General features: G+C 43.3%; 17 protein-coding genes. 3 read left to right on the top strand and 14 right to left on the bottom strand.

Annotated features, from left to right (window positions below; genetic code table 11):
* The 3 genes from pcrA to PBA01S_RS16895 form a co-directional block, all read right to left on the bottom strand.
* Positions 1 to 2,034: DNA helicase PcrA (gene pcrA, locus PBA01S_RS16905; protein WP_127576394.1), on the bottom strand; the 2,034-nt coding region annotated here is incomplete at its 3' end.
* 322 nt (positions 2,035 to 2,356) lie between these two features.
* Positions 2,357 to 3,064, bottom strand: coding sequence for a heptaprenylglyceryl phosphate synthase (gene pcrB, locus PBA01S_RS16900; RefSeq protein WP_127576393.1), 708 nt, complete (start codon positions 3,062 to 3,064; stop codon positions 2,357 to 2,359).
* Between the two features lie 414 nt (positions 3,065 to 3,478).
* Positions 3,479 to 4,369 (bottom strand): phosphatidylinositol-specific phospholipase C/glycerophosphodiester phosphodiesterase family protein, encoded by an 891-nt coding sequence (locus PBA01S_RS16895; protein ID WP_016314066.1) that lies wholly within the window; start codon positions 4,367 to 4,369, stop codon positions 3,479 to 3,481.
* A 157-nt stretch (positions 4,370 to 4,526) separates the two neighbouring features.
* Between PBA01S_RS16895 and PBA01S_RS16890 the strand changes: the two genes are divergently transcribed.
* Positions 4,527 to 5,669, top strand: coding sequence for an acyltransferase (locus PBA01S_RS16890; RefSeq protein WP_164744182.1), 1,143 nt, complete (start codon positions 4,527 to 4,529; stop codon positions 5,667 to 5,669).
* A 74-nt stretch (positions 5,670 to 5,743) separates the two neighbouring features.
* Here PBA01S_RS16890 and PBA01S_RS16885 read toward each other — a convergent pair whose 3' ends face one another.
* From PBA01S_RS16885 to PBA01S_RS16835, 11 genes are all read right to left on the bottom strand, one after another.
* On the bottom strand, positions 5,744 to 7,150 hold the full coding sequence (locus PBA01S_RS16885; protein WP_016314068.1) for an undecaprenyl-phosphate glucose phosphotransferase: 1,407 nt from the start codon (positions 7,148 to 7,150) through the stop codon (positions 5,744 to 5,746).
* Complete coding sequence (locus PBA01S_RS16880) at positions 7,147 to 8,076, bottom strand: glycosyltransferase family 2 protein (RefSeq protein WP_016314069.1); 930 nt, start codon at positions 8,074 to 8,076, stop codon at positions 7,147 to 7,149. The genes PBA01S_RS16885 and PBA01S_RS16880 overlap by 4 nt, the downstream gene beginning before the upstream one ends.
* A gap of 110 nt (positions 8,077 to 8,186) precedes the next feature.
* Positions 8,187 to 9,146: a glycosyltransferase family 2 protein gene (locus tag PBA01S_RS16875; protein WP_503826050.1), complete on the bottom strand. Its 960-nt coding sequence runs from the start codon at positions 9,144 to 9,146 to the stop codon at positions 8,187 to 8,189.
* 77 nt (positions 9,147 to 9,223) lie between these two features.
* Positions 9,224 to 10,099 carry a dTDP-4-dehydrorhamnose reductase gene (rfbD, locus tag PBA01S_RS16870; RefSeq protein ID WP_016314071.1) on the bottom strand — a complete coding sequence of 292 codons (876 nt, stop codon included), beginning with the start codon at positions 10,097 to 10,099 and terminating at the stop codon, positions 9,224 to 9,226.
* On the bottom strand, positions 10,096 to 11,118 hold the full coding sequence (gene rfbB, locus PBA01S_RS16865) for a dTDP-glucose 4,6-dehydratase (protein ID WP_127576390.1): 1,023 nt from the start codon (positions 11,116 to 11,118) through the stop codon (positions 10,096 to 10,098). The genes rfbD and rfbB overlap by 4 nt, the downstream gene beginning before the upstream one ends.
* A 40-nt stretch (positions 11,119 to 11,158) precedes the next feature.
* Complete coding sequence (locus PBA01S_RS16860; RefSeq protein ID WP_127576389.1) at positions 11,159 to 12,100, bottom strand: glycosyltransferase family 2 protein; 942 nt, start codon at positions 12,098 to 12,100, stop codon at positions 11,159 to 11,161.
* A 38-nt stretch (positions 12,101 to 12,138) separates the two neighbouring features.
* Positions 12,139 to 12,687 carry a dTDP-4-dehydrorhamnose 3,5-epimerase gene (rfbC, locus tag PBA01S_RS16855; protein WP_127576388.1) on the bottom strand — a complete coding sequence of 183 codons (549 nt, stop codon included), beginning with the start codon at positions 12,685 to 12,687 and terminating at the stop codon, positions 12,139 to 12,141.
* Positions 12,688 to 12,704: 17 nt separating this feature from the next.
* Positions 12,705 to 13,448, bottom strand: coding sequence for a sugar phosphate nucleotidyltransferase (locus PBA01S_RS16850; RefSeq protein ID WP_127576387.1), 744 nt, complete (start codon positions 13,446 to 13,448; stop codon positions 12,705 to 12,707).
* A complete protein-coding gene (locus PBA01S_RS16845; RefSeq protein ID WP_127576386.1) occupies positions 13,448 to 14,569 on the bottom strand; it encodes a glycosyltransferase in 1,122 nt (373 codons plus the stop codon). The genes PBA01S_RS16850 and PBA01S_RS16845 overlap by 1 nt, the downstream gene beginning before the upstream one ends.
* A gap of 31 nt (positions 14,570 to 14,600) precedes the next feature.
* Positions 14,601 to 17,516 (bottom strand): glycosyltransferase family protein, encoded by a 2,916-nt coding sequence (locus PBA01S_RS16840; RefSeq protein ID WP_164744181.1) that lies wholly within the window; start codon positions 17,514 to 17,516, stop codon positions 14,601 to 14,603.
* 20 nt (positions 17,517 to 17,536) lie between these two features.
* On the bottom strand, positions 17,537 to 18,169 hold the full coding sequence (locus PBA01S_RS16835) for a hypothetical protein (RefSeq protein WP_127576384.1): 633 nt from the start codon (positions 18,167 to 18,169) through the stop codon (positions 17,537 to 17,539).
* Positions 18,170 to 18,358: 189 nt separating this feature from the next.
* Between PBA01S_RS16835 and PBA01S_RS16830 the strand changes: the two genes are divergently transcribed.
* Together PBA01S_RS16830 and PBA01S_RS16825 are read left to right on the top strand one after the other, a co-directional pair.
* Entirely contained in the window at positions 18,359 to 19,657 is a 1,299-nt protein-coding gene (locus PBA01S_RS16830) for a nucleotide sugar dehydrogenase (RefSeq protein ID WP_127576383.1), read from the top strand.
* Positions 19,658 to 19,682: 25 nt separating this feature from the next.
* A complete protein-coding gene (locus tag PBA01S_RS16825) occupies positions 19,683 to 20,921 on the top strand; it encodes an FkbM family methyltransferase (RefSeq protein WP_164744180.1) in 1,239 nt (412 codons plus the stop codon).
* Positions 20,922 to 20,925 lie beyond the last annotated feature (4 nt).

The following is a 20,925-nucleotide window of genomic DNA, read 5'->3' as shown; positions in this document are numbered from 1 at the left end:
GGCGCTGCTGAAGCCGCGGCCGCTGTAGGCGCCGCCCACGCCGGCGCCTCGGCCGTAGCGGTCGCGCGGCACGCGACCGCCGTCCTCCTTGAGTTCCTCGGGGATTTCATCGAGGAACCGGGACGGCGGATTCGCCGTCGTGCGGCCGAACAGCGTGCGCATCTGCGCGCACGAGAGGTACAGCTTCTCCTCGGCGCGGGTGATGCCCACGTACGCCAAGCGGCGCTCTTCCTCCAGTTCCTCGTTATCGAGGAACGCCCGGCTATGCGGGAAGACGCCTTCCTCCATGCCGATGATGAACACGACGGGGAACTCCAGGCCCTTCGCACTGTGCATCGTCATCAGCACAACCGCGTCGTCGTTAGGTTTCTCCGCGTCACTGTTATCGTTCATGCTGTCGATATCGGCGATCAGCGCCAGATCGGTCAGGAAGGAAACCAGGGACTTGTCTTCATTATTGTTCTCGAATTCCATCGTCACGGACAGGAACTCGTCGATATTCTCCAGCCGCGAACGGGCTTCGAGCGTATTTTCATTTTGCAGCTCCAGCCGGTATTGGGTGACTTCCAGCAGTTTCTCCGTCAGCTCCGTAACCGACAGGTAAGGAACCATCTGGTGCAACCCATGAATCATGTCAAAAAACTCAACCAACGCATTCCGCGTCCGCCCGGCAAAGCCCAGATCGTCCACCACTTCAAGCACGCGGTAGATCGAAGTCCCTCGCTGCGCTGCAGCATCTGCCAGCTTCGCTACAGTTGTGTCGCCAATGCCCCGTTTAGGTACATTGATGATCCGCGTCAAGCTAATGTCATCATCCGGGTTAGACAGCACGCGCAGGTAAGCGAGCAAGTCCTTGATCTCTTTGCGATCATAGAACTTAATGCCGCCCACGATCTGATACGGGATATCCGATTTGATCAAAATTTCCTCGATCACCCGCGACTGCGCGTTCGTCCGGTACAAAATGGCATGATCGCGGTAGTTCCGTCCGCTTTTGACGCTGTTATGAATTTCCGTGGTAACAAAATACCCCTCGTCATGCTCCGAATCCGCGCGGTAAACCTTGATTTTGTCGCCGTCGCCCTTGTCGGTCCACAGCTTCTTTGGCTTGCGTCCGGTGTTATTTCCAATGACTTCGTTGGCCGCATTCAGAATCGTTGAGGTGGAACGATAGTTCTGCTCCAGCAAAATCGTCTTGGCCTCAGGATAATCCTTCTCGAAGTTCAGGATATTGCTGATATCCGCCCCGCGCCAACGATAGATCGATTGGTCGCTGTCGCCGACGACGCAGATGCGGTGATGCTTGTCTGCCAGCATCCGGCACAGCATATACTGCGCACGGTTCGTATCCTGGTATTCGTCGACGTGGATGTATTGAAATTTTTTCTGATAAAAATCGAGCACATCCGGAGCCGCTTTAAACAATTCGATGGTCTTCATGATCAGGTCGTCGAAGTCCAGCGAGTTGTTTTGGCGCAGCTGCTTCTGGTATTGGATATAGATCTTCGCTACAATACCTTCAAAATAATCACCGATCTTCTGTTCATACTGCTGCGGCGTGATCAGTTCGTTCTTCGCTGCACTGATGGCCGCTTGAACCGCCTTCGGCTCAAATTTCTTCGTGTCGATGTTCTGTTCTTTCATGCAGTTGCGAATCACCGACAGTTGGTCCGTAGAATCCAGGATGGAGAAGTTGGAGGTGAACCCGATCCGCTCAATATCCCGCCGCAAAATGCGCACGCACATCGAGTGGAACGTCGACACCCAAATGTCCCGTCCCTCCGGACCGCCTACCAACCGAGATACCCGATCCTGCATTTCACGGGCCGCTTTGTTCGTAAACGTAATCGCGAGAATCGCCCAAGGCGGGGCTTTGCGCGTTGCGATCAGGTAGGCGATGCGGTGCGTCAGCACACGCGTCTTGCCGCTGCCGGCGCCGGCCATAATCAGCAGCGGCCCTTCGGTCGCCTCGACGGCTTGTCTTTGCTGCGGATTCAGGCGGCTTACCGCCTCTTGTATGTTCACAGGTTGCATCAAACTTGCTCCTTCCTTTTATAGACACACATCTTCTTCGTCTTCGTCTTTGCGATCACTGATAACAGACTCCAGAGCCGTTATTCGTTCATTTCCCACGGATTTCCCGATGTAACGGACTCAGACGACGCTATTTCACCCCAACCGAGTCTGGAGGGGCCAGATTTGGGCAAATAAGGTCTTCTCAGTCCGTTAGCTGCGCCGGGGCTCGTTATTCCGAGCAATAAGGTCCGTGGTGTCCGTTACAAAGCTGGAGCCCCTTCCTCTCCACGCAGATGGCGACGCTGGCGTTTTCAGCTCGTCCCCTCTTCCCCGCTTGCTTCTAGCTCTCAGCTGCAGCGGAGCCCTTCACCGCCGCCACCGTCTCGAGCGCCCGCTCCAGGTTATCGTACACTGCGTTGCCGACAACCACCGTATCGCTCACGGCAGCTGCGCGGCACGCCGTTTCCGCATCCACGATCCCGCCGCCATAGAATAGATGGGCTTGATCCAGTGTCCGCCTTACGTCCGCTACTAACTCAAAATCTCCGATCTGCCCGCTATATTCCAAATAGACAATCGGAAGCTGAAGCAAACGATCCGCCACTTGGGCATATGACCGGACTGACACCGGCTCCAATAGGGCTTGCGCCTTCGTTACCTTAGCGACCGTCGCCTCTGGATTGAGCACGAGATAGCCTTCCGGCACGAGCATTTCCCAAGGAATCAGGTGCCCGTACTGCTCGATTGCCTTGGCATGATGCCCGATGATCCAATCTTGATGTCCTGCATTCAGCACGATCGGAATCATATAAAGGTCGAATCCCGGTACGACCGCCTCAAGATTGGAAATCTCCAACACGCAAGGAACCTCAAAACGACGCACGCGAGACAGCAGGTCCACCGTATTGTCATAGGTCACCCCGCTCGATCCGCCGATCATCACAGCATCTGTCCCCGACAGACACACCGCTTCCAGTGACCGATCGTCCAGCTGACGGTCCGGATCCAGCTTAAACACATGCCGCCAGCCAGATATCATCTGCTTCAATTTCCATTCCTCCAACGATAAATTCAGCAGAAGGACCGCGAAAAACGGGGCTTTTCGCTCCGCCCCGCTCTCTCATCCATCTGATATATGACTACTGTTCATGACTAGATTTCCAGTTCTGTTTCTAGTCTATGTTACCGGGGATACCCTGTCAATGTTCGCGTCCGATGCGAACACAAAAAAATGCCGCAGTTCTTGCGGCTCTTAGATCTATGATGGCCCTTATCACTTTCTGGCATCTCTTTGCGGGATTATCCCTTTTGTTCAGGGAGGGGTCATTGGATCGTTGGTGTGATCTTCGAGGAATTCTAGTCGATGAGGCTCCTTCTCCACTCCCTGATGTAAAGGGATAATCGCGAGAATGAGAGCCGGACGACCTGCAACCTCTATGAGATCCCCTTCATGATACGTTTTTTACCACGCAAATCCGTTTACTAAGGACAGCATTCCCGTGTTTTTTGCCAAATCTGCCTCCGTCAAAAAGTCAGTGTAGAACCCGTAAGCCCCCATCCTTTTGAACTTGGCCATGGTCTTCAGGTCGTTAATCGTATGGATGTAAGAAGGCACGCCAATCCGGTTGAGCTCCTCGATCAGCTGTGCGTTCGCCCTCGTATCCGACATGGTGACGGCTGCGAGATGCTTGTCCTTCGCAAAAGCCACTACTTCCTCGTCAGTATCATGCGTTTGATATAACGTAAAAATCACCGAAGCAAACGGATAAATCGCCTGAACCGGTTCCCACATTTCGCGGTTATAGATTTGCGGCACCACCCGCTTCAAGAGCTCTGGGTCCTTCGCCTTGGCCTGATCAACGATCTGGGTAAAAATCTGTTGAATTTCTTCCGGGCTGGACTGCTTGGTATCCGTGATGATATACACATCCGGGTACTGCTCCATCAATTCCAGCACATCGTCCCAATCCAAGGGCTCGTAGACGCCTTGAATTTTTGCCGCCTTAAACTCGGCGTGGCTCATTACCTTACTTTGTTGGTCCTCCGTCAGCTCATCCTGTTCTCCCAATGATTGAGTAAACTTCTGGCTCCACTCATGGCGCCCCACCAGCTTCCCGTCGCTGCTAAGCAGGAGGTCGACTTCAAACACGCGGAACCCTTGATCATAGTTTGTGAGAAAAGCATCAGAAGTGTTCGTATACGTCAAACCTTCAATCCCACCCATGGCGTGGGCCACCATCCGATGGGCTCGAAAGTCGCCCTTCCCTGTCTTCGGTGTCTCCGGGAGCCAACTGAGCACCAACAGCACAATACCCAAGATCAGAAGGAGGTTGTTGAGAAGTTTGTTTTTCATGAGAATGTGATCCTATCTACGTTTCTAGTTTATGGACATTATAGCATATCTCACAATCTCTCAAGTGATAGAGTTCCCGGTAGATTCAGGAATACGGTTGACGAATGCACACATTTTCTTTATGGTCGTTCTATGCCAAACCCCAATGGAGGACATTATGGAGAGAAAAGCAAAACTGGAGGAGATTGAAGCCCTTCGCGGGATTGCCTTCCTGGCAGTCGTGCTGCAGCATGCTATCGCCGGATTGTTCGTTCAACCCGACATATCGCCGTTATCCGTCAGCTTGGGGACAACCTTTCTGGGATTGATTCGGTTCGCTGTCCCGCTCTTTGTGTTTATCACCGGCGTAGTGTTGTTTTATAATTACGACCGATCCTTTCAATTTGGACGCTTCTTAAAAAGAAGAGGGCAACAGGTCGTCCTCCCTTATCTGTTTTGGACGTTCTTCTACTATATCTGGGTGAGTCTTCGCAGCGGAGATGCTATTTTCAGCAGCTGGAAAGATCTCCTGCATATGCTGGAGCTGGCTCTGACGGGAAAAGCCTCGTATCACTTGTGGTTCATGGTCATGATTATCCCGTTTTATTTGCTGTTTCCCGTATTCCGGCAGCTCTTGTCAGGCAAACGACCAGCTAAGGTAAATTTGTTTGTCACTCTAGCGTTTCTGACTGCCAACTTGCTTTTGCTGGAAGCACTGAGGAAGGGTGTCTTTCAATCGGATCAACCTATCTTGCACACGCTCTATCGCTATCTAGACCGTAATTTTCTATTCTGGACGTTTTATTTTGTACTGGGTGGATTGGTCGGCTTGTATTATGAACGCTGGAAAAAGGCCGTACGCTCCCTCTGGGGCATCAGCTTGGTGCTTACTGTACTTTTCCTGATCGATATCGGCACCAAAATCGCCGCCATCAACCAAGGCGCGGCAGCTGGCGACTATTTGACTAGCGCCAACGTTACAGGGCCGCTGAAGCCGCTGATGCTGTGGGCCACGCTTGCAATGCTTCCGTTTCTTTTTTATGGGGTACAACGCCTGCTCACCCGGCCCACCAAGGTGGGACTTGTATTAAACCTCATTGGCAAATATTCCTTTGGCGCCTATCTGGTGCATGCCTTTATTCTGCGATATACGAACCTGCTGGCCTTAAATTATCTCGGCAGCCTAGGCGTATACGCCCAAACCCTCATTTCATTTATCCTGTGTGCCTGCGTCAGCGTAGGATTGTGCATCGGTTACCGAAAAATGAGAGATCGTTGGCGGAAGGTTCCTGTTGGTGCGGATCGAGGGATGGCGGGGTGAGGAGATGGAAGGATCTAAAAGCAAAACGGCCTCTTCGAAATGAAGAGACCGTTTCTTTGTGATGGGATAGCCCGTTAGTATGCGTTTTTGTTGACGAAACCATTTACGACGGTTTTCAGTACGATTTTGATATCTAATAAAATTGACCAGTTCTCAATATAGAAAATATCGTACTTAATCCGTTCCTCAATCGACGTGTCTCCGCGAAGCCCATGGGTTTGCGCCCAACCGGTGATCCCCGGCCTCACATGGTGCTTCACCATGTATTTGGGGATTTCCTCTTTAAACTGATCCACGTAATAAGGTCGTTCCGGACGCGGTCCCACCACGCTCATATGCCCCGCCAATACATTAAAGAACTGCGGCAGCTCATCAAGGCTCGTCTTCCGAATAAACGCCCCGAACTTGGTGCGACGCGGATCGTTTTGGGTCGTCCAGCCCGTGTCCTCAATTCCTTCGGGCAATACCCGCATGGAACGGAACTTGTACATTTGGAACGTCCGACGATTCAGCCCTACCCGCTCCTGCTTAAAGATGATCGGGCCTTTGGAGGTCAGCTTGACCCCAATCGCAACCATCAACATGATCGGTGAAGTGATGATGATCGCCAGCAGCGAGAAGACGATATCAAATATCCGCTTGGCGACGCGGTTACCGGCCAAATCCAGCGGAATATCTCGAACGTTAATCATCGGCATGCCCGCAAAATTGTCAAAGTAAGGCCGGGCCGGCAAATAATCAAAGTAGTCCGGGATGATTAACGTTCTTACGCCGGCTTTTTCACATACGGCTATGATCTGAGCATATCGATGATGTGCCTCCAGCGGGAGTGCCAGAACCACTTCGTCAATCAACTTCTGTTCCAGGACACGCTCCAACTCATCAATTTTTCCAAGGATCGGCTTATAGCGAGCTGCCTCGCCTCTCTCCCAAACCTTCTGATCATCCAAAAATCCAACGATCTCATAGCCAAGTTCAGGATATTGCCGCAAATTATCATGAAAGCGTTGGCCCAACGATCCCGCTCCAAGAATCAGGACAAACTGTTTGTTGTAACCCTTCCTCCGCAGCTGCTTGAGGGCGTTTTTCAAAAAATACCGATAGAACATAATCAAGAGCAAATTGAACGTCACGTATAACGCCAAATAGTGACGGGAGATGTCCACTTGCCGGAAGAAGAACATCAAGCTCAGCAACAGGAACAGGCTTGCAACATGAACCTGCAGGATCTTCCAGGCTTCATCGGCGAAGCGCTTTTTGCGTTTTGGAGTGTACAAGGAAATTAAGATCCCCACAAACACCGCAATCGCACCATAGACAACGCTCCAGAAGGCGTAAATTTCTACGGGAAGCGGCCGCTCGTACTGAATCCAACCGCTTTCGAACTTCACCCACCAAGCAAGCAGGAAGGCAATTTGGATAAAAACAAAATCCGTGAGAATATACAATTGAGTTAAGAACCGTTGGTTCTTACGGATCATGATTTCACCTCCGCTTTGACTTCCGCCAACTCCGGCTGGCTTGCCCCTGATGGAGATTTCATGCCTACCGGGAGTAGTTTGTTTTTTGCTAGAGATAAGAGGAACTTTAATGCGATCCCACAATACACAGCTGCATTCGTTACCCAAGAATAGTTGCGAACGTAGTGCTTCCTATGAAAAACCCACATCGCGCGGTGAAATTCATAGATGATCTTAAAAGGCTTACGCCGGCTGCTAGCTCCTTTATAGTGAACAATGTATGTGGCGGGATGGTAATGTATCCCATAGCCCGCTTGCTTGATGCGATAGCACCAATCCACATCTTCTCCGTACATAAAAAAGGTTTCGTCTAAACCGCCAACCTGGCGAATCGTTTCCTGTCTCACGAGCATAAAGGCACCAACCAGACAGTCGACCGGATATGTCTCATTCGGATCCAAAAAACCGAGCTGATACTGATTAAACCGCGGATGGTTTGGAAAGAGCTTCGAGAGTCCGAAAGCATAGTAAAAGGACGCGGACGGTGTAGGAAATCCTCTTCTACACGCTTTATCCAGCGAGCCGTCCGGCAGGATAACTTTGCATCCTGATGCCCCGAGCTCTGGGTGTTCATCCATATAGGAAACCATAATTTGAAAAGTATCGGGCTGCACTACGGTGTCTGAATTCAAGAGAAGAACATAGCGTCCCTTGGCGATCGCCATCCCTTGATTGTTCGCTTTGGCAAATCCCGTGTTTTCCTGGTTCGCAATCAGCACCACTTCCGGATACTCAGCTCGAATTGCCTCCACCGAACCATCCCTTGAAGCATTGTCCACGACAATGACTTCATACGAATAGACCGTCTCGGAGTCGTATACCGACCGCAGACAGTCCAACGTCAGCTGGCGTGTATTATAATTGACGATCAATATACTTAAATCCATGATATGTGCGCTCCGAATCTACAAATAAATTAATCTATCGACATTATAGCACATCATGGCATGAGGGAGGTGAAAGAGGGAGAAAGCGGAAGAAAAGGTGAACATTGCAGCTATTCCATTAATCTTCTGCGCTGGATCTCCCGCCGTTTCTTCTTCAATTCTGGCATTTTATCAAAAAAGTCCTTCCAGACCCCAAGCACCTTAGGTTCTCTTAATAGCATATATCCATTGCTCGCCAGCTCATAAGCCAGCAGCTTCGGCAAATGCTTCATCCATCGTGCTCCCGATAGATTCTTATAAATCATTTTATATCGGTTGATGTAAGAATACCGGCGAATGAACAAAGGCTGCGTATGACGGCTCCCCTTCTTCCACCCTCTCTCATGAGTGGCTACGGCTTCCGCACAATAATAGGCTTTCCAGCCAAGCAAGTTAGCTCGCCAAGCGACATCAACATCCTCTTTGTAAGCAAAAAAATCCGCATCAAAAAACTCGCCATCCATCGATAGCTCTTCGATCATCTTGCGTCTGTACATGGCCGCGGCACCCGATACGCCAAATACTCCGCCGGATGCGCTCCATCGACTCGCCGGTTCCCCTGCCCCACGATCAAAAGCACGCCATATCCCATTCATCAGCAAACCGGTACTGTCCACGATATCCGGGGACGACTTTAGGATGAGCAACCCCGTGGCACTTCCCACCTCCGGACGTTGTTCCATCACCCTCACAAGCCGCTCAACATATTCAGTTCCAAGCTGTACGTCCGGATTCAACACCAACACATAATCGCTTTGCGTCATGCGAATCCCCTGATTGTGGGCTGGAGCAAAGCCGGTGTTTGTTGAATTAGCTACCAAGTGGATGTTGTTCGTATGGGTCTGCTCAACATAGGCTCGTACCCGCTCCACCGTACCATCTGTGGACGCATTATCGATAACGATAATCTCCTGAATTGGATAGGTTTGTTGTCGAACGGCGTTCAGGCATTCCTCGATGTCCTTCGCGCTGTTATAGGTAACGATTTGGATGCTGACGGTTGGATTCATGGGGTGAGGTTCCTTTGCTATGGTTTCTTGTAGGTATTATATCAAACCCTCTATGTATCGTGGTAATTCAGAAGTTAAAAGCAAAAGCTAACCAGAATTTATATCTCCTGGTTAGCTTTTAGTTCAATCAGAAATGCTTTAAGCGCCTCTCTCCATGGCCGTATATCCTGAAAGCCATTTGTGCGAATGGATAGATGATCCATAACCGAGTTTCGAGGCCTTGGAGCTGGGCGCGGAAAATCTTCGGTTGTACATGGCTCTACACGTACCGAATAACCTTGCCCAAACACGCTAGATGCTTCTTCAAAAATGGCCTGTGCAAATTCAAACCATGTGCATTCCCCAGTATTTGAAGCATGATAGATCCCATATTTCTCGGTCTGAATCAATTCCAGCAGAAATGCAGCCAGATCTACCGTGTAAGTAGGGGAACCCTTTTGATCGTTTACAACATTAAGTAATGGCTTTTCCTGACCAAGCTTCAGCATCGTCTTCACGAAATTTTGTCCATGCAAACCAAATACCCAGGATGTCCGAACAATAAAAAACGCGGAAGACAGGCTTTGAACCAATGTTTCCCCAGCTCGCTTCGACTTCCCATATACACTCTGGGGATTGGTATTATCGTATTCCTGATAAGGTGAAACAGCAGTTCCATCGAAAACATAATCCGTACTGATGTAGCAGAACTTCGCCTTCACTCGCTCTGCCGCTAACACCATGTTACGCGTTCCTACAGCATTCACGGCATATGCGGCATCAACATCGGTTTCCGCCTGATCGACCGCCGTATATGCTGCACAATGGATAATCGCATCCGGCTTAAACTGTTGTACACTTTCGAGACACATCGTCTCATCAGTGATGTCCAACGAGTCCCGATCACATCCCAGCACAAGATGCCCTGCACTCCCAAAAAGCTCCACAACATCATGGCCCAGCTGACCATTCGCTCCGGTTACAAGCACTCTCATGATGGATCACCCAAACGATGACCGTACTGTTTGGCATAATACTCTTGATAGGCCCCCGTTTGAATCCGGGTCCACCATTCCTTATTGTCCAAATACCAACGAATGGTTTCCTTTATCCCCGTTTCAAACGTGTGCTTTGGTTTCCAGCCAAGCTCCTTCATGATTTTAGTAGGATCAATTCCATAGCGGCGATCATGCCCTGGACGATCCTGCACATGCTTGATCAACGATTCCGGCTTACCCAGATGTTCAAGAATCGTACGTACAATATGCAAATTGGTCCGCTCGTTATTTCCACCGATATTGTAAACTTCGCCATCACGTCCTTGATGAATGACGAGGTCAATCGCACTGCAATGATCCTCTACATAAAGCCAGTCGCGAATATTGAGACCATCCCCATACACAGGCAACGCTTCATCCCCAAGGGCTCTGGATATCATTAATGGGATTAACTTCTCCGGGAATTGATAAGGGCCGTAGTTATTGGAACAGCGCGTGATATTTACAGGAAGTCCGAAGGTCTCATGATAAGCACGAACGAGCAAATCCCCGCCAGCTTTACTTGCCGAATAAGGACTGTTCGGAGCAAGCGGCGTTTCTTCCGTGAACAATCCCGTTTCTCCCAACGTTCCATAAACTTCATCAGTAGAGACTTGAACGAACTTCTTGACCCCGTGCTTTTTCGCCGCATCAAGCAAGACTTGCGTCCCCAGTACATTCGTTTTCACAAAAATATCCGGTTCCAAGATACTGCGATCCACGTGCGACTCTGCCGCAAAGTTAACGACAATATCAACATCTTGGCTAATTAACCCATCCATTGCTTTAGCGTCCGTTATATCCGCCTTCACAAAAGAATGATTAGGATTACCTTCCACCGACTTCAGATTCTCCAGATTTCCGGCATAAGTCAGTGCATCTACATTAATAATCTGATAATCCGGATGCTTCATCAGCATGTAAATGACGAAGTTGCTGCCGATAAATCCGGCACCACCTGTAACAAGCAGTTTCATGAAGAAGGCCTCCCAATTTTTATTCTGCACCCATTTGAAACTAGATCTTCCCCATAATGTAAACTAACCTGTAAATTAAGCTGTCCAAAAACGCTTGTCTATAGAAAGGTGAGATTACGATTGCATACCAACAACGCAATAATACATTTTTATGTCGATTCTGCAAAAAACGTTCTATATCTTTTTTTTGATTCGATGTTAGACTATGCCCAAAACGGGATAGAAAAACTTTAGCTTGACGGCTAAGTATATAATGATTTTTCCCGCCTAAAAATCGTTGTAGCCTTTTAGCCCATTTTGAAAACCCGCTCTCAGATTGTCCACCTAGCACATTCAATGCATGTTGTCGATAATATATGGAAGGTATCGGATCAAAGATCACGTTACCAAATGAGGCTACGCATAAATATATCCACCAGTCATGCATAATAATACCGGACAAATTTTCAGGGATGTGACTTTGAACCAATTTCATGGCCTCTCGATTTAATACCATGGTGCAGCCCACCGCAACATTCTCAATTAAGGCGTTATACATCGACAATCCTTTTCCAGGTTGATCCGGCCAAACTTTTATAACATTTAAATTCTCATCTACCATGGTGGTTGAAGAGCAATACATAACAGGTTGATTCTTAGAATTGCAGCTTAATGAGGCCACTGCGCGAGCAAGTTTATCGTTCTTCCACACATCATCTTGATCACTGAACGCAAAGTACTCGAAATCTTCAAGTTCCAGCTTAAGCAGTTCAAAAAAACTTCCGGGTACACCCTGATTACTTCCCGTAAGCAACACAATTTTTTCAGGATATAATTGTTGATACTGGTGCAGTATCTCAAGCGTTCGATCCGTGGAGCCGTCGTCGCGAATAACCAACTGAAGATCGATACCCTGCTGGTCCAGGATACTCTCTAATTGTTCGGCTAGATACAATTCACCATTAAATGTCGATAGCATTACCCTAACTTTGATTCGAGCCATTCCGTACAGAACCCTTCCACTCATGGTTATTATTCATTTCAATTAAGATCCAACTCTGCATGAATCAACAACGGATGACTTCGGTCTTTGTCCGATAAAACAGGAGAAGTGACCGGCCAATCAATCTGTAATTGTGGATCATTCCACAGGATTCCTCTATCATGTTCAGGCGAATAATACTCATCTACTTTATACAAAACTTGAGTATTGGGAACGAGAGTACAAAATCCATGAGCAAAGCCTTTGGGGACAAACAGTTGTCTCTTGTTGTACTCACTAAGGATAACTCCAATCCAACTTCCATAAGTTGGAGATCCCTTCCTGATGTCCACGATCACATCGTAAATAGCTCCAGTTAATACACGGACCAGTTTCGCTTGTGCTTTAGGAGGCAATTGATAGTGCAGCCCCCGTAATACCCCTGCCTCTGCTGATAATGAGTGATTATCTTGAACAAATCGACAAGTAATTCCGTGTTTTTGTAGTGTTGCCTCATTAAAGCTTTCCATAAAAAAGCCTCTATGATCCCCATGAACCACCGGTTCAATTAAAAGAGCACCTTCCAGTCTTAATGGAGTTACGTTCATGTTGTTCTCCCCTTACGCTATAGCTTCAATTTACCGAATTCATCGCCAAATATCACATCTTTAGCCAGTTCATTGGCTCGAGCCAATGAAGCGTGTGTCCCGGCATCCGTCCACCATCCATCTAAGATATCGTAAGTCAACTCTCCACGTTCAATATATGCATTGTTTACATCTGTGATCTCCAACTCCCCCCGTGAAGAAGGTTTGAGTTTTTTTATGATCTGGAAGACGGAATGATCAAACATATAAATCCCTGTTACGGCATAATTCGACTTAGGAAACTGGGGCTTTTCTTCAATGGATACAATTTGGTTCCCTTGTAACTCAGCAACTCCAAACCGGGTCGGGTTGTCGACTTCTTTCAACAAAATTTTGGCACCCTTTTTCTGCTGACGGAAGTGATTTACATAAGGGGTGATATCGTCCGCAAAGACATTATCCCCTAATATAACGACCATCTGCTCCTGTCCAATAAACTGCTCTGCTAAACCCAATGCTTGCGCAATTCCTCCAGCCTCATCCTGAACTTTATACATAAAGCTGACACCCATTTGACTTCCACTGCCAAGCAGGTTAACGACATCTCCCATATGTTCCTTCCCCGTAACGACAAGGATGTCTGTAAGTCCCGCCTGCTTTAACTTATACACGGAATGAAAGATCATCGGATATTTTCCGACGGGAAGAAGGTGTTTATTAGTGACCTTGGTTAATGGATAAAGGCGGGAACCCGTTCCGCCGGCTAAGATGATCGCTTTCACTAGTGTACCCCTTCCAGAATTGAAATAATGCGCTTGCCTCTTTCTTCCCAAGTGCTGGCTTGCAGAAAATCCATGGCTAAATGTTGATCATACATTGTTAATTTTCCTTGGCCAGCCTGCTTGACTAGTGAAGTGAATTCCTTCTCATTCGAATAAAGATAAACAAATGGAAGGAACTTGTGCATTTCATCATAATTAATCGCAATAATCGGTTTGCCGAAGGAAATATATTCATATATTTTTACTGGATCAACCGCACGTACTAGCTCATTCAAAACAAATGGCATAATAAAGACATCCGCTGTTCGGGCATAAGTTGTCAACTCATCATGCTTAACCGAGCCAGTAAGGTGCATTCGTGAATGGGCGGGAACCGTTGTTTCTACTGGCCCGACCATAGTCAACATACAATCAGGAATTTGGTCCAGTATATGTAATATCATGGCAAAATCTATCCATTTCCCGATTGTGCCAATGTACATGAGATTCAGCAAGTTTGAATGCAAAGTGTCCCTTTCGGGCTCGATATATGAAACTGCTCTATCGTCTTTTAACAGTGTGTTGCTAATCCCATTATTGATGACAACCGGTTCAGATTTCATATACTTGCCGTATGACTTTACCATCTTATACTTCAAGTACTCAGAGGACGTAAACATTACATCAGCTCGTTCTACTAAGCATATTTCTAACTCCCGAAGCCGATTTAGCTTGTACGAATCCGGATAAAATCCCAAAAAATCATCCATACAATCGTATATCACAATCTTCTGTTTTAATGGCTCCAATGAGATAAAGTCCAACAAAATTGGCGATGTGATCCAGATATAATCATACTGACTTAATGACCGAATTACCTTTCGGTTTAGCAACTTTTCCACCTGTCTCAGACCTTGAAACCGCCCCGACAATGGAAGCTTTCTCAGTGTAGAAATAGCCGATGCCGAATGAACATTTCGAGAATTTCGGTTTCTGCCGGAATGCTTATCATATATCTTGTCGGTATGGATCAAATCTACAGCATAATACCTAGTCAACTCCTCATACAAAAAATGGGGGCGTTGCTTAATCCAATCCCAGTCTACGTGCATGAGGTAGGCAATTTTAGATTTGGTTGGCAAGAGATCCCCCTCCCTAGAATGTTAAACTAAACTACCACTTAATTAATTCTATCTCTCTGCGTATTGTACTTTCATAGCCACTTTGTTTACGAACACGTTCAGCAGCTTTACTTGATAGCTGCTGAAACAATTCAGGGTTATGATACAAAGTTTTAATGCTCTCTGCTAACGCCGAAAAATCTTCCGGGTCAACTACCATTCCACAATCATCATCTACAAATTCTGGTATGGCAGCTACTCTATTGGTTACAGGAACAAGACCTGAGGACATAGCTTCATCTCTGGAGACACCTTGAGAATCCACTCTCGAAGGGACTAAAAAAACACCATATTCTTTATGCAGACTTGAGATTTCCTCCTGTCTTAAAAATCGCTCCTCTAGAGTCACATTTTTAAACTTTTTTATTGGCTTAATTGTCCTTTTAAATAGTTCACCTTGACCAATTATTCTGAAGTTTAGTTCATTAAAAAAAGGCTCTTGAGATAGTCTTAATATAGTTTTAACAGTCAGATCATTTGCATACGTTTTACTGCTAAACGGTCGAATAGACAGTATATTTTTACGCATTTCTATGTCTTTTTCTTCGTATTCGAATAGTTTGTTGTTAATAAAATTGTGTATAATACTATACATTTCCCTTGGCAGTCTTAAATCTAAATCATCAAATACACTTTCAGCGAAAGAATTTGAAACAAAAATAAAATGGAAATGATATTCTTCATTGTTGATGGCCAAGTCAAAAATTTTCCTCCAAAATATAGTTCTTTGCTCAGATAATTTCTTGGCGTCATCAATTTCTTTTTGACTAGTATAGTTAAACTTTCTTCTCCACCAAGCTTGAATTTCAGAACCATGAAGCCAAACGATAATTTTCTTGCCTTTAACAAAGCTCTTTATTCCTTCCCAAATTGCTTCAGAAAGAAAATGTATCAATATCGTATGGTAATTCGAGGTCATCAGTAAATTTGTAACTTCCTCATAATAACCCGTCATAATATCAATACCATAAAACTCTGAGTATCCTTTTGGATATCTTTCATTAAACTTGAATACGTCAACGATATATCCATTCTTTTTGTATTCCATAACACGAGAATGAACAAAAGCATACCTGTACAAATCATTATAATCGGGATAATTATCTGTGATCAGCAACACTCTAGATTTAGCTAAAAAACAACCACTAACATAATTATTTGTGGTTTCATCCTGCGAAATTGCCAATGCTGGAATATCAGCTGCCTTATTATGAATATCCTCTAATTTCAATCCAGTGTCTAGAATTGGAAGGTCATCAACTATACTGCACTTATCTGAAATGTAATTCATGCAATAGTTGAACTCATCAATAGATAAACATGTCCGATCTAAAGTCCCAATATCGATGGATTTACTAAATTGTAAGAGTTCTTGGTTAGAAAAGGATGTAATCCTAATTAATGAAGACCTAATGAATGCCTTGTTGCAAACTATATATTTTTTATTTTCATCACTTTTAATAAAATCATTATTTCTAAATATATAATACTCATTCTTGCAGATTACGTTATAATTCGTGTTTTGCGCTGCAAGCAACATATCATTGATATAGTTTTCACCATAATAATCTTGACTAGAGAAAAAAGCCAAGAAGTCATATTGATTTCTAATATCATCACAATAAATAGATAGTTCATTTGTAAATATTATGTCTGTGTTGTCCTCATAATCTATTTCGGTCACAACAAATAGTTGAGTATGCAAGTATTTTTGTCTAGTATAGTTTGCAATGATACGTTCTATATCTTCTCGCGACAAAGCTGCAGCCAAAATCGCTACTCTATATTCATTTTTACTAGGTGTTTCACCAAATACCCTTTCTGATATAAACTCCAGTCTATGCCTGTATGTGTGTTCAGAATAGATCTTCCGCAATCCTGCCAATCTAAACTTCTCATAATACAAGTCTTCAGATAAAAACTCTAATTCTTTCTGTAAATAAACCATATCATCTGTGCATAGCACCAAATCTCCAAATAAGTTCCTTACTGCTCTAGAAAAATTGCTAACTAAAACAGTATTAGAACCAAGTACCTCAAATACGCGTCTCGCACACATACTTTGAGATTGCTTCACTGAGTTCATATTTATATTGAACCGATAACCTTTATATGCCTTATCAATGTCTTTTGAGCTCAATTTTCCGCGAATGAACTTTTGATATTTTTTAGGGAATTTATAATTTGCAACTTTTGTTCGGAAATTTCTATCATAAATATCGACTGTGTTATATTGGTTATCTTTAGTGACTAAATTCAAAATATTTTCTAGATCTTTAACTCTTTCAGGATAATGTTTGTAATAGGCCCCAGCAAAACTGAATTTATCCTCTCTGGGACACTTTTCAAGTGGATTATGGATATTCGGCTGAGCTGCAAAAGGTAGGAAATATACACGGGAATGTCCCAATATTCCTTTATATTTTCCTATACAATCAACATCGGTAGTAAATACATAATCGGCATGCCGAGCTACAGAGATAAAGGTGTTAAAATGCACGGGATCTTCTTTATTCCAAAATAGAACAGGGATACCATTAATTTTACAATAACTTAGGACCTCGACTAGTTCATTACTAAAAAATGCGACCTTGGTATGCCATAATCCATCTTTACCTTCCCAAGCAGATTCCAAGAAAAACAGATCTGGTTTAAACTCTTGAAGCTCGAATTCCCAGTTATCAGGGGAAATTTGCTTTAAATCACATTCTGGAGAAAATGAATTAAAGGTAAATTCGTCCATAATACACGCAATTTTCATTTCATTAATACTTTCAAAATCTTTTCTAAAGCCGCTGCTACTTCCAAAGTCATTTGATGTTGTCTCGTTACCATTCATTTCATTGAGTATATTTTTCTTCAAACTTCTAAGTTCATTTAACTTTTTCTCTATAAAATCCAAGTCCAATTGTAAAACCCTCCTCATCTTCAGAAGTCCTTCGGTATTCTTTTCTTATACTTCCAGTAATTCAAAGTAAGTTTTCCCAATTTGGAATTACTAAGCAAATTATATTTTTTATTTAAATTCGAGTATTTAGCATCTAATTCATTAAATTTAAATAAATCGTTCTTATATTTAGAGAGGATTTCCTCTTCACTTTTGATTCTGTGTAAAATCTCTAAATTCTTTTCTGCGATTTTTTGTTCTAATTCTGTGATTTTTTGTTCTAATGCATTGATTTCATTATTATATTTTTGTTGTTGTTCTGACTCTTTAGAACCTTCGGGACCATTCCAATTCTCTATAATATTTTTTACATCTTTATTGACTTGATTGAGCTTTATATTCCCCTTGTTCGTCCCCCCGATTAAGAATAACCATTCGTCAAAAATAAAATATCTTTCCAGCCAAATGAGCCCTAATAATTCCATAAGTTTTTCAGTATTATGATCAAGCCAATCTCTATCTAATGTCACTAACACCTGTAAACGAGAATGTTCCTCCAGGATATTGCTTAATTCAATTAAGTTACCCTCGAATTTGTAAGAAATAATATTGCCACAAACTATTAATTTCCCTTCAATATTTCTATCAACACGTTTTGTTTCGTTTATACCCATCTATATCAACCCTTTCGAATTTAGAAAATCATTGGAATGTCAATAAATTTGAATCATGAAATAAGAATTATGTTATTCTAAAGATACTAAGTTATCATGTAGTATAGTACTACATGATAGATTCACTTAATATGTAAAACTTTAATATTATAAAGTAAAAACTTCCAATAAAAAGGGGCTAACTAACTAATGAAATCATTATGTGTTTTAGGCATGGGTTATATCGGACTTCCAACTGCAATTACTTTTGCAAAGCATGGAATGACGGTTCATGGCGTGGATATTAATCATAAAATAATTGAAAAACTTCAATCAGGAGAAATCCACATTGAAGAACCCGGCTTACAAAACATCTTTGATGAGGTGCTTGCTGCAGGAAACCTGACCTTTGGAACTACTCCTGTCACTGCTGACGCGTACATCATAGCTGTACCTACACCAATTAATCCTGACAATACAGCGAATATTGATTACGTACGTTCTGCTACAAATTCTATTATACCTTATTTAAAGTCACAAACCCTGGTAGTATTAGAGTCTACTGTCCCGCCACGCACGGTGGAGGATCACCTTATTCCGATCTTGTCGAAAAGTCATTTGCGAATCGGTGAAGAGCTTTTCATTTCCCATTCACCCGAGAGAGTTATCCCAGGTCGATTACTTGAAGAGCTAATTAATAATGACCGCGTAATCGGTGGGATCAACGAAAAGTCTGTCCATCTGACAAAGACGCTTTACAGTTGCTTTGTAAAAGGAAACATGCATTCCACAGATGCGACTACGGCAGAAATGGTAAAGTTAATGGAAAATACGTACAGAGATATTAATATTGCCTTTGCAAATGAAATGGCTTTAATAGCAGAAAAAATTGGCTTTAATGTTTGGGAAGCAATACGATTGGCTAATTTTCATCCACGAGTTAACATTCATCGACCTGGTCCTGGTGTAGGAGGACATTGTATTGCCGTGGATCCTTGGTTCATTTATGAACAAACTCCCGAACTTGCTAAATTAGTCCATACTGCCAGATTGACTAATGATTATATGCCTAGTTTTGTTGCAGAGAAAACAAAATCACTTCTGGAAGGTATCAATAATCCAAAAGTTGCTGCTTTGGGGCTTGCATTCAAAGGGAATGTGGATGACACGAGAGAAAGTCCAGCCATACTAGCAATTAAAAAAATTTCCGAGTTTGCTTCAGTTTCTATTTATGATCCACACGTAAAAGAAAACTGGACTTCAAAAGTAGATACTTACGAAGAATGCTTGATTAATGCTGATGTTTTGCTTTTATTAACTGATCATGATGAATTCAAGTCAATTTCGCCTAATTTTGCTTCACAATTAATGAAAAATAAAATCGTATTTGATACTAGGAACTTGCTTGAACGAAAATTATGGGCTGAACATGGGTTTGAAGTACATCTATTGGGAAACCCATCAAACAATTTGAACAAAGTTCCAATACATCAAACTCCTCAGAGATAATTTTTTTATTATTGGAGGGAAAATATTGATAACACCCAACATTTCAAGTGTTACACTTTTAGATGGAAGTACTTTTTGGGGTATTGAAAAAGAATATATCTATTCAAATTTAAAATCGAACAAAGAATATTATGAAAAAAAAGACTTGGATCGATTTGTAAAGTATATACCAAATAATTCCGTTATTTACGATATTGGAGCTAATATAGGGAACCATACAGTTTTTTTTAAAAAATATTATAAAGCAAGTAAAATATTTTCGTTCGAGCCCGTTCCCACCAATTTTGAGCTTCTTAAGAAGAATGTATTTGAAAATAGCCTTTCAGATATTGAGCTTTTTAATGTTGGAGTTGGTGAAACTTATAAAAAATCTTCTGTAATCACCAATCAAACAAATATGGGGGAATGTAAATTATACGATAGCCCTGCCGGAAACATTGATGTCTTACCAATTGATGGACAAGATTTTGATGTTCCAGACTTTGTAAAAATAGATGTCGAAGGGGATGAATTAAATGTCCTCAAGGGCATGTCAAATACTCTTACCAAATATAATCCTGTCATTTGGATAGAGATTAACAATAATTTCAATGAGGTTGACAGCTTTTTATCTCAACTCAATTATGAACTAATTGACAAACTGAACTTTAATCATATTTATGTAAAAACTAAGAATACAGATGATCGAATTGCAACTTTAGAGAATTTCAAGAAAAATATCATTAAAGAAAGCAACCAACTTTTGATTGACAAATGGAATCTAAATAAATGGCTAAACAGCTCTAAAGAAAGGGTTACTAGATTAGAAAAAGAAATTGCCGATGAGCGTGCTAAGCTAAGGCAGAAGGAACAATATTATATGAAGTCTTTAGAAACTATCGCATCTCATCCTATTCTGTTGCCCTTTTCAAAAGCAACTGAAAGGTCTTTTGATAACGAAAATAGTACAGTATCTTTGGACATTATAGCGGGATTGCATGAAATTCATGGTAATTTCCAAAATCTTGAAAAGAAGATCGACGCATTAAACAAACAACTAGCAGATCAGAAAGTTGAAATTGATAAACTTGTATCAGAAAAATATCATTTAAACAATCAAATATTAAATCATATTCAAGAACAGAGAAATTTACTGTTTGAAATTAAAAGAATACAAGATCATTATCAAATAATAGAACGTCGTTATATGAGATTAAAAAACTCTTTAATCGGAAAAGTTGGCATAAAAGCATGGAAATTGTTAAAGAAATTCAGAAAAAGGTAGGTAG

Origin of the sequence: Paenibacillus barengoltzii NBRC 101215, from assembly GCF_004000745.1 — a bacterium.
Lineage (GTDB): Bacteria > Bacillota > Bacilli > Paenibacillales > Paenibacillaceae > Fontibacillus > Fontibacillus barengoltzii.
This window is presented reverse-complemented; position numbering and strand designations above follow the sequence as displayed.

Bases quoted from the DNA above. Each gene is read 5' to 3' on its own strand.
- PBA01S_RS16895 (WP_016314066.1), bottom strand. From the start codon at position 4,369: ATGAAAAACAAACTTCTCAACAACCTCCTTCTGATCTTGGGTATTGTG.
- PBA01S_RS16890 (WP_164744182.1), top strand. From the start codon at position 4,527: ATGGAGAGAAAAGCAAAACTGGAGGAGATTGAAGCCCTTCGCGGGATT.
- PBA01S_RS16885 (WP_016314068.1), bottom strand. From the start codon at position 7,150: ATGATCCGTAAGAACCAACGGTTCTTAACTCAATTGTATATTCTCACG.
- PBA01S_RS16880 (WP_016314069.1), bottom strand. From the start codon at position 8,076: ATGGATTTAAGTATATTGATCGTCAATTATAATACACGCCAGCTGACG.
- rfbD (WP_016314071.1), bottom strand. From the start codon at position 10,099: ATGAGAGTGCTTGTAACCGGAGCGAATGGTCAGCTGGGCCATGATGTT.
- rfbB (WP_127576390.1), bottom strand. From the start codon at position 11,118: ATGAAACTGCTTGTTACAGGTGGTGCCGGATTTATCGGCAGCAACTTC.
- PBA01S_RS16860 (WP_127576389.1), bottom strand. From the start codon at position 12,100: ATGGCTCGAATCAAAGTTAGGGTAATGCTATCGACATTTAATGGTGAA.
- rfbC (WP_127576388.1), bottom strand. From the start codon at position 12,687: ATGAACGTAACTCCATTAAGACTGGAAGGTGCTCTTTTAATTGAACCG.
- PBA01S_RS16835 (WP_127576384.1), bottom strand. From the start codon at position 18,169: ATGGGTATAAACGAAACAAAACGTGTTGATAGAAATATTGAAGGGAAA.
- PBA01S_RS16830 (WP_127576383.1), top strand. From the start codon at position 18,359: ATGAAATCATTATGTGTTTTAGGCATGGGTTATATCGGACTTCCAACT.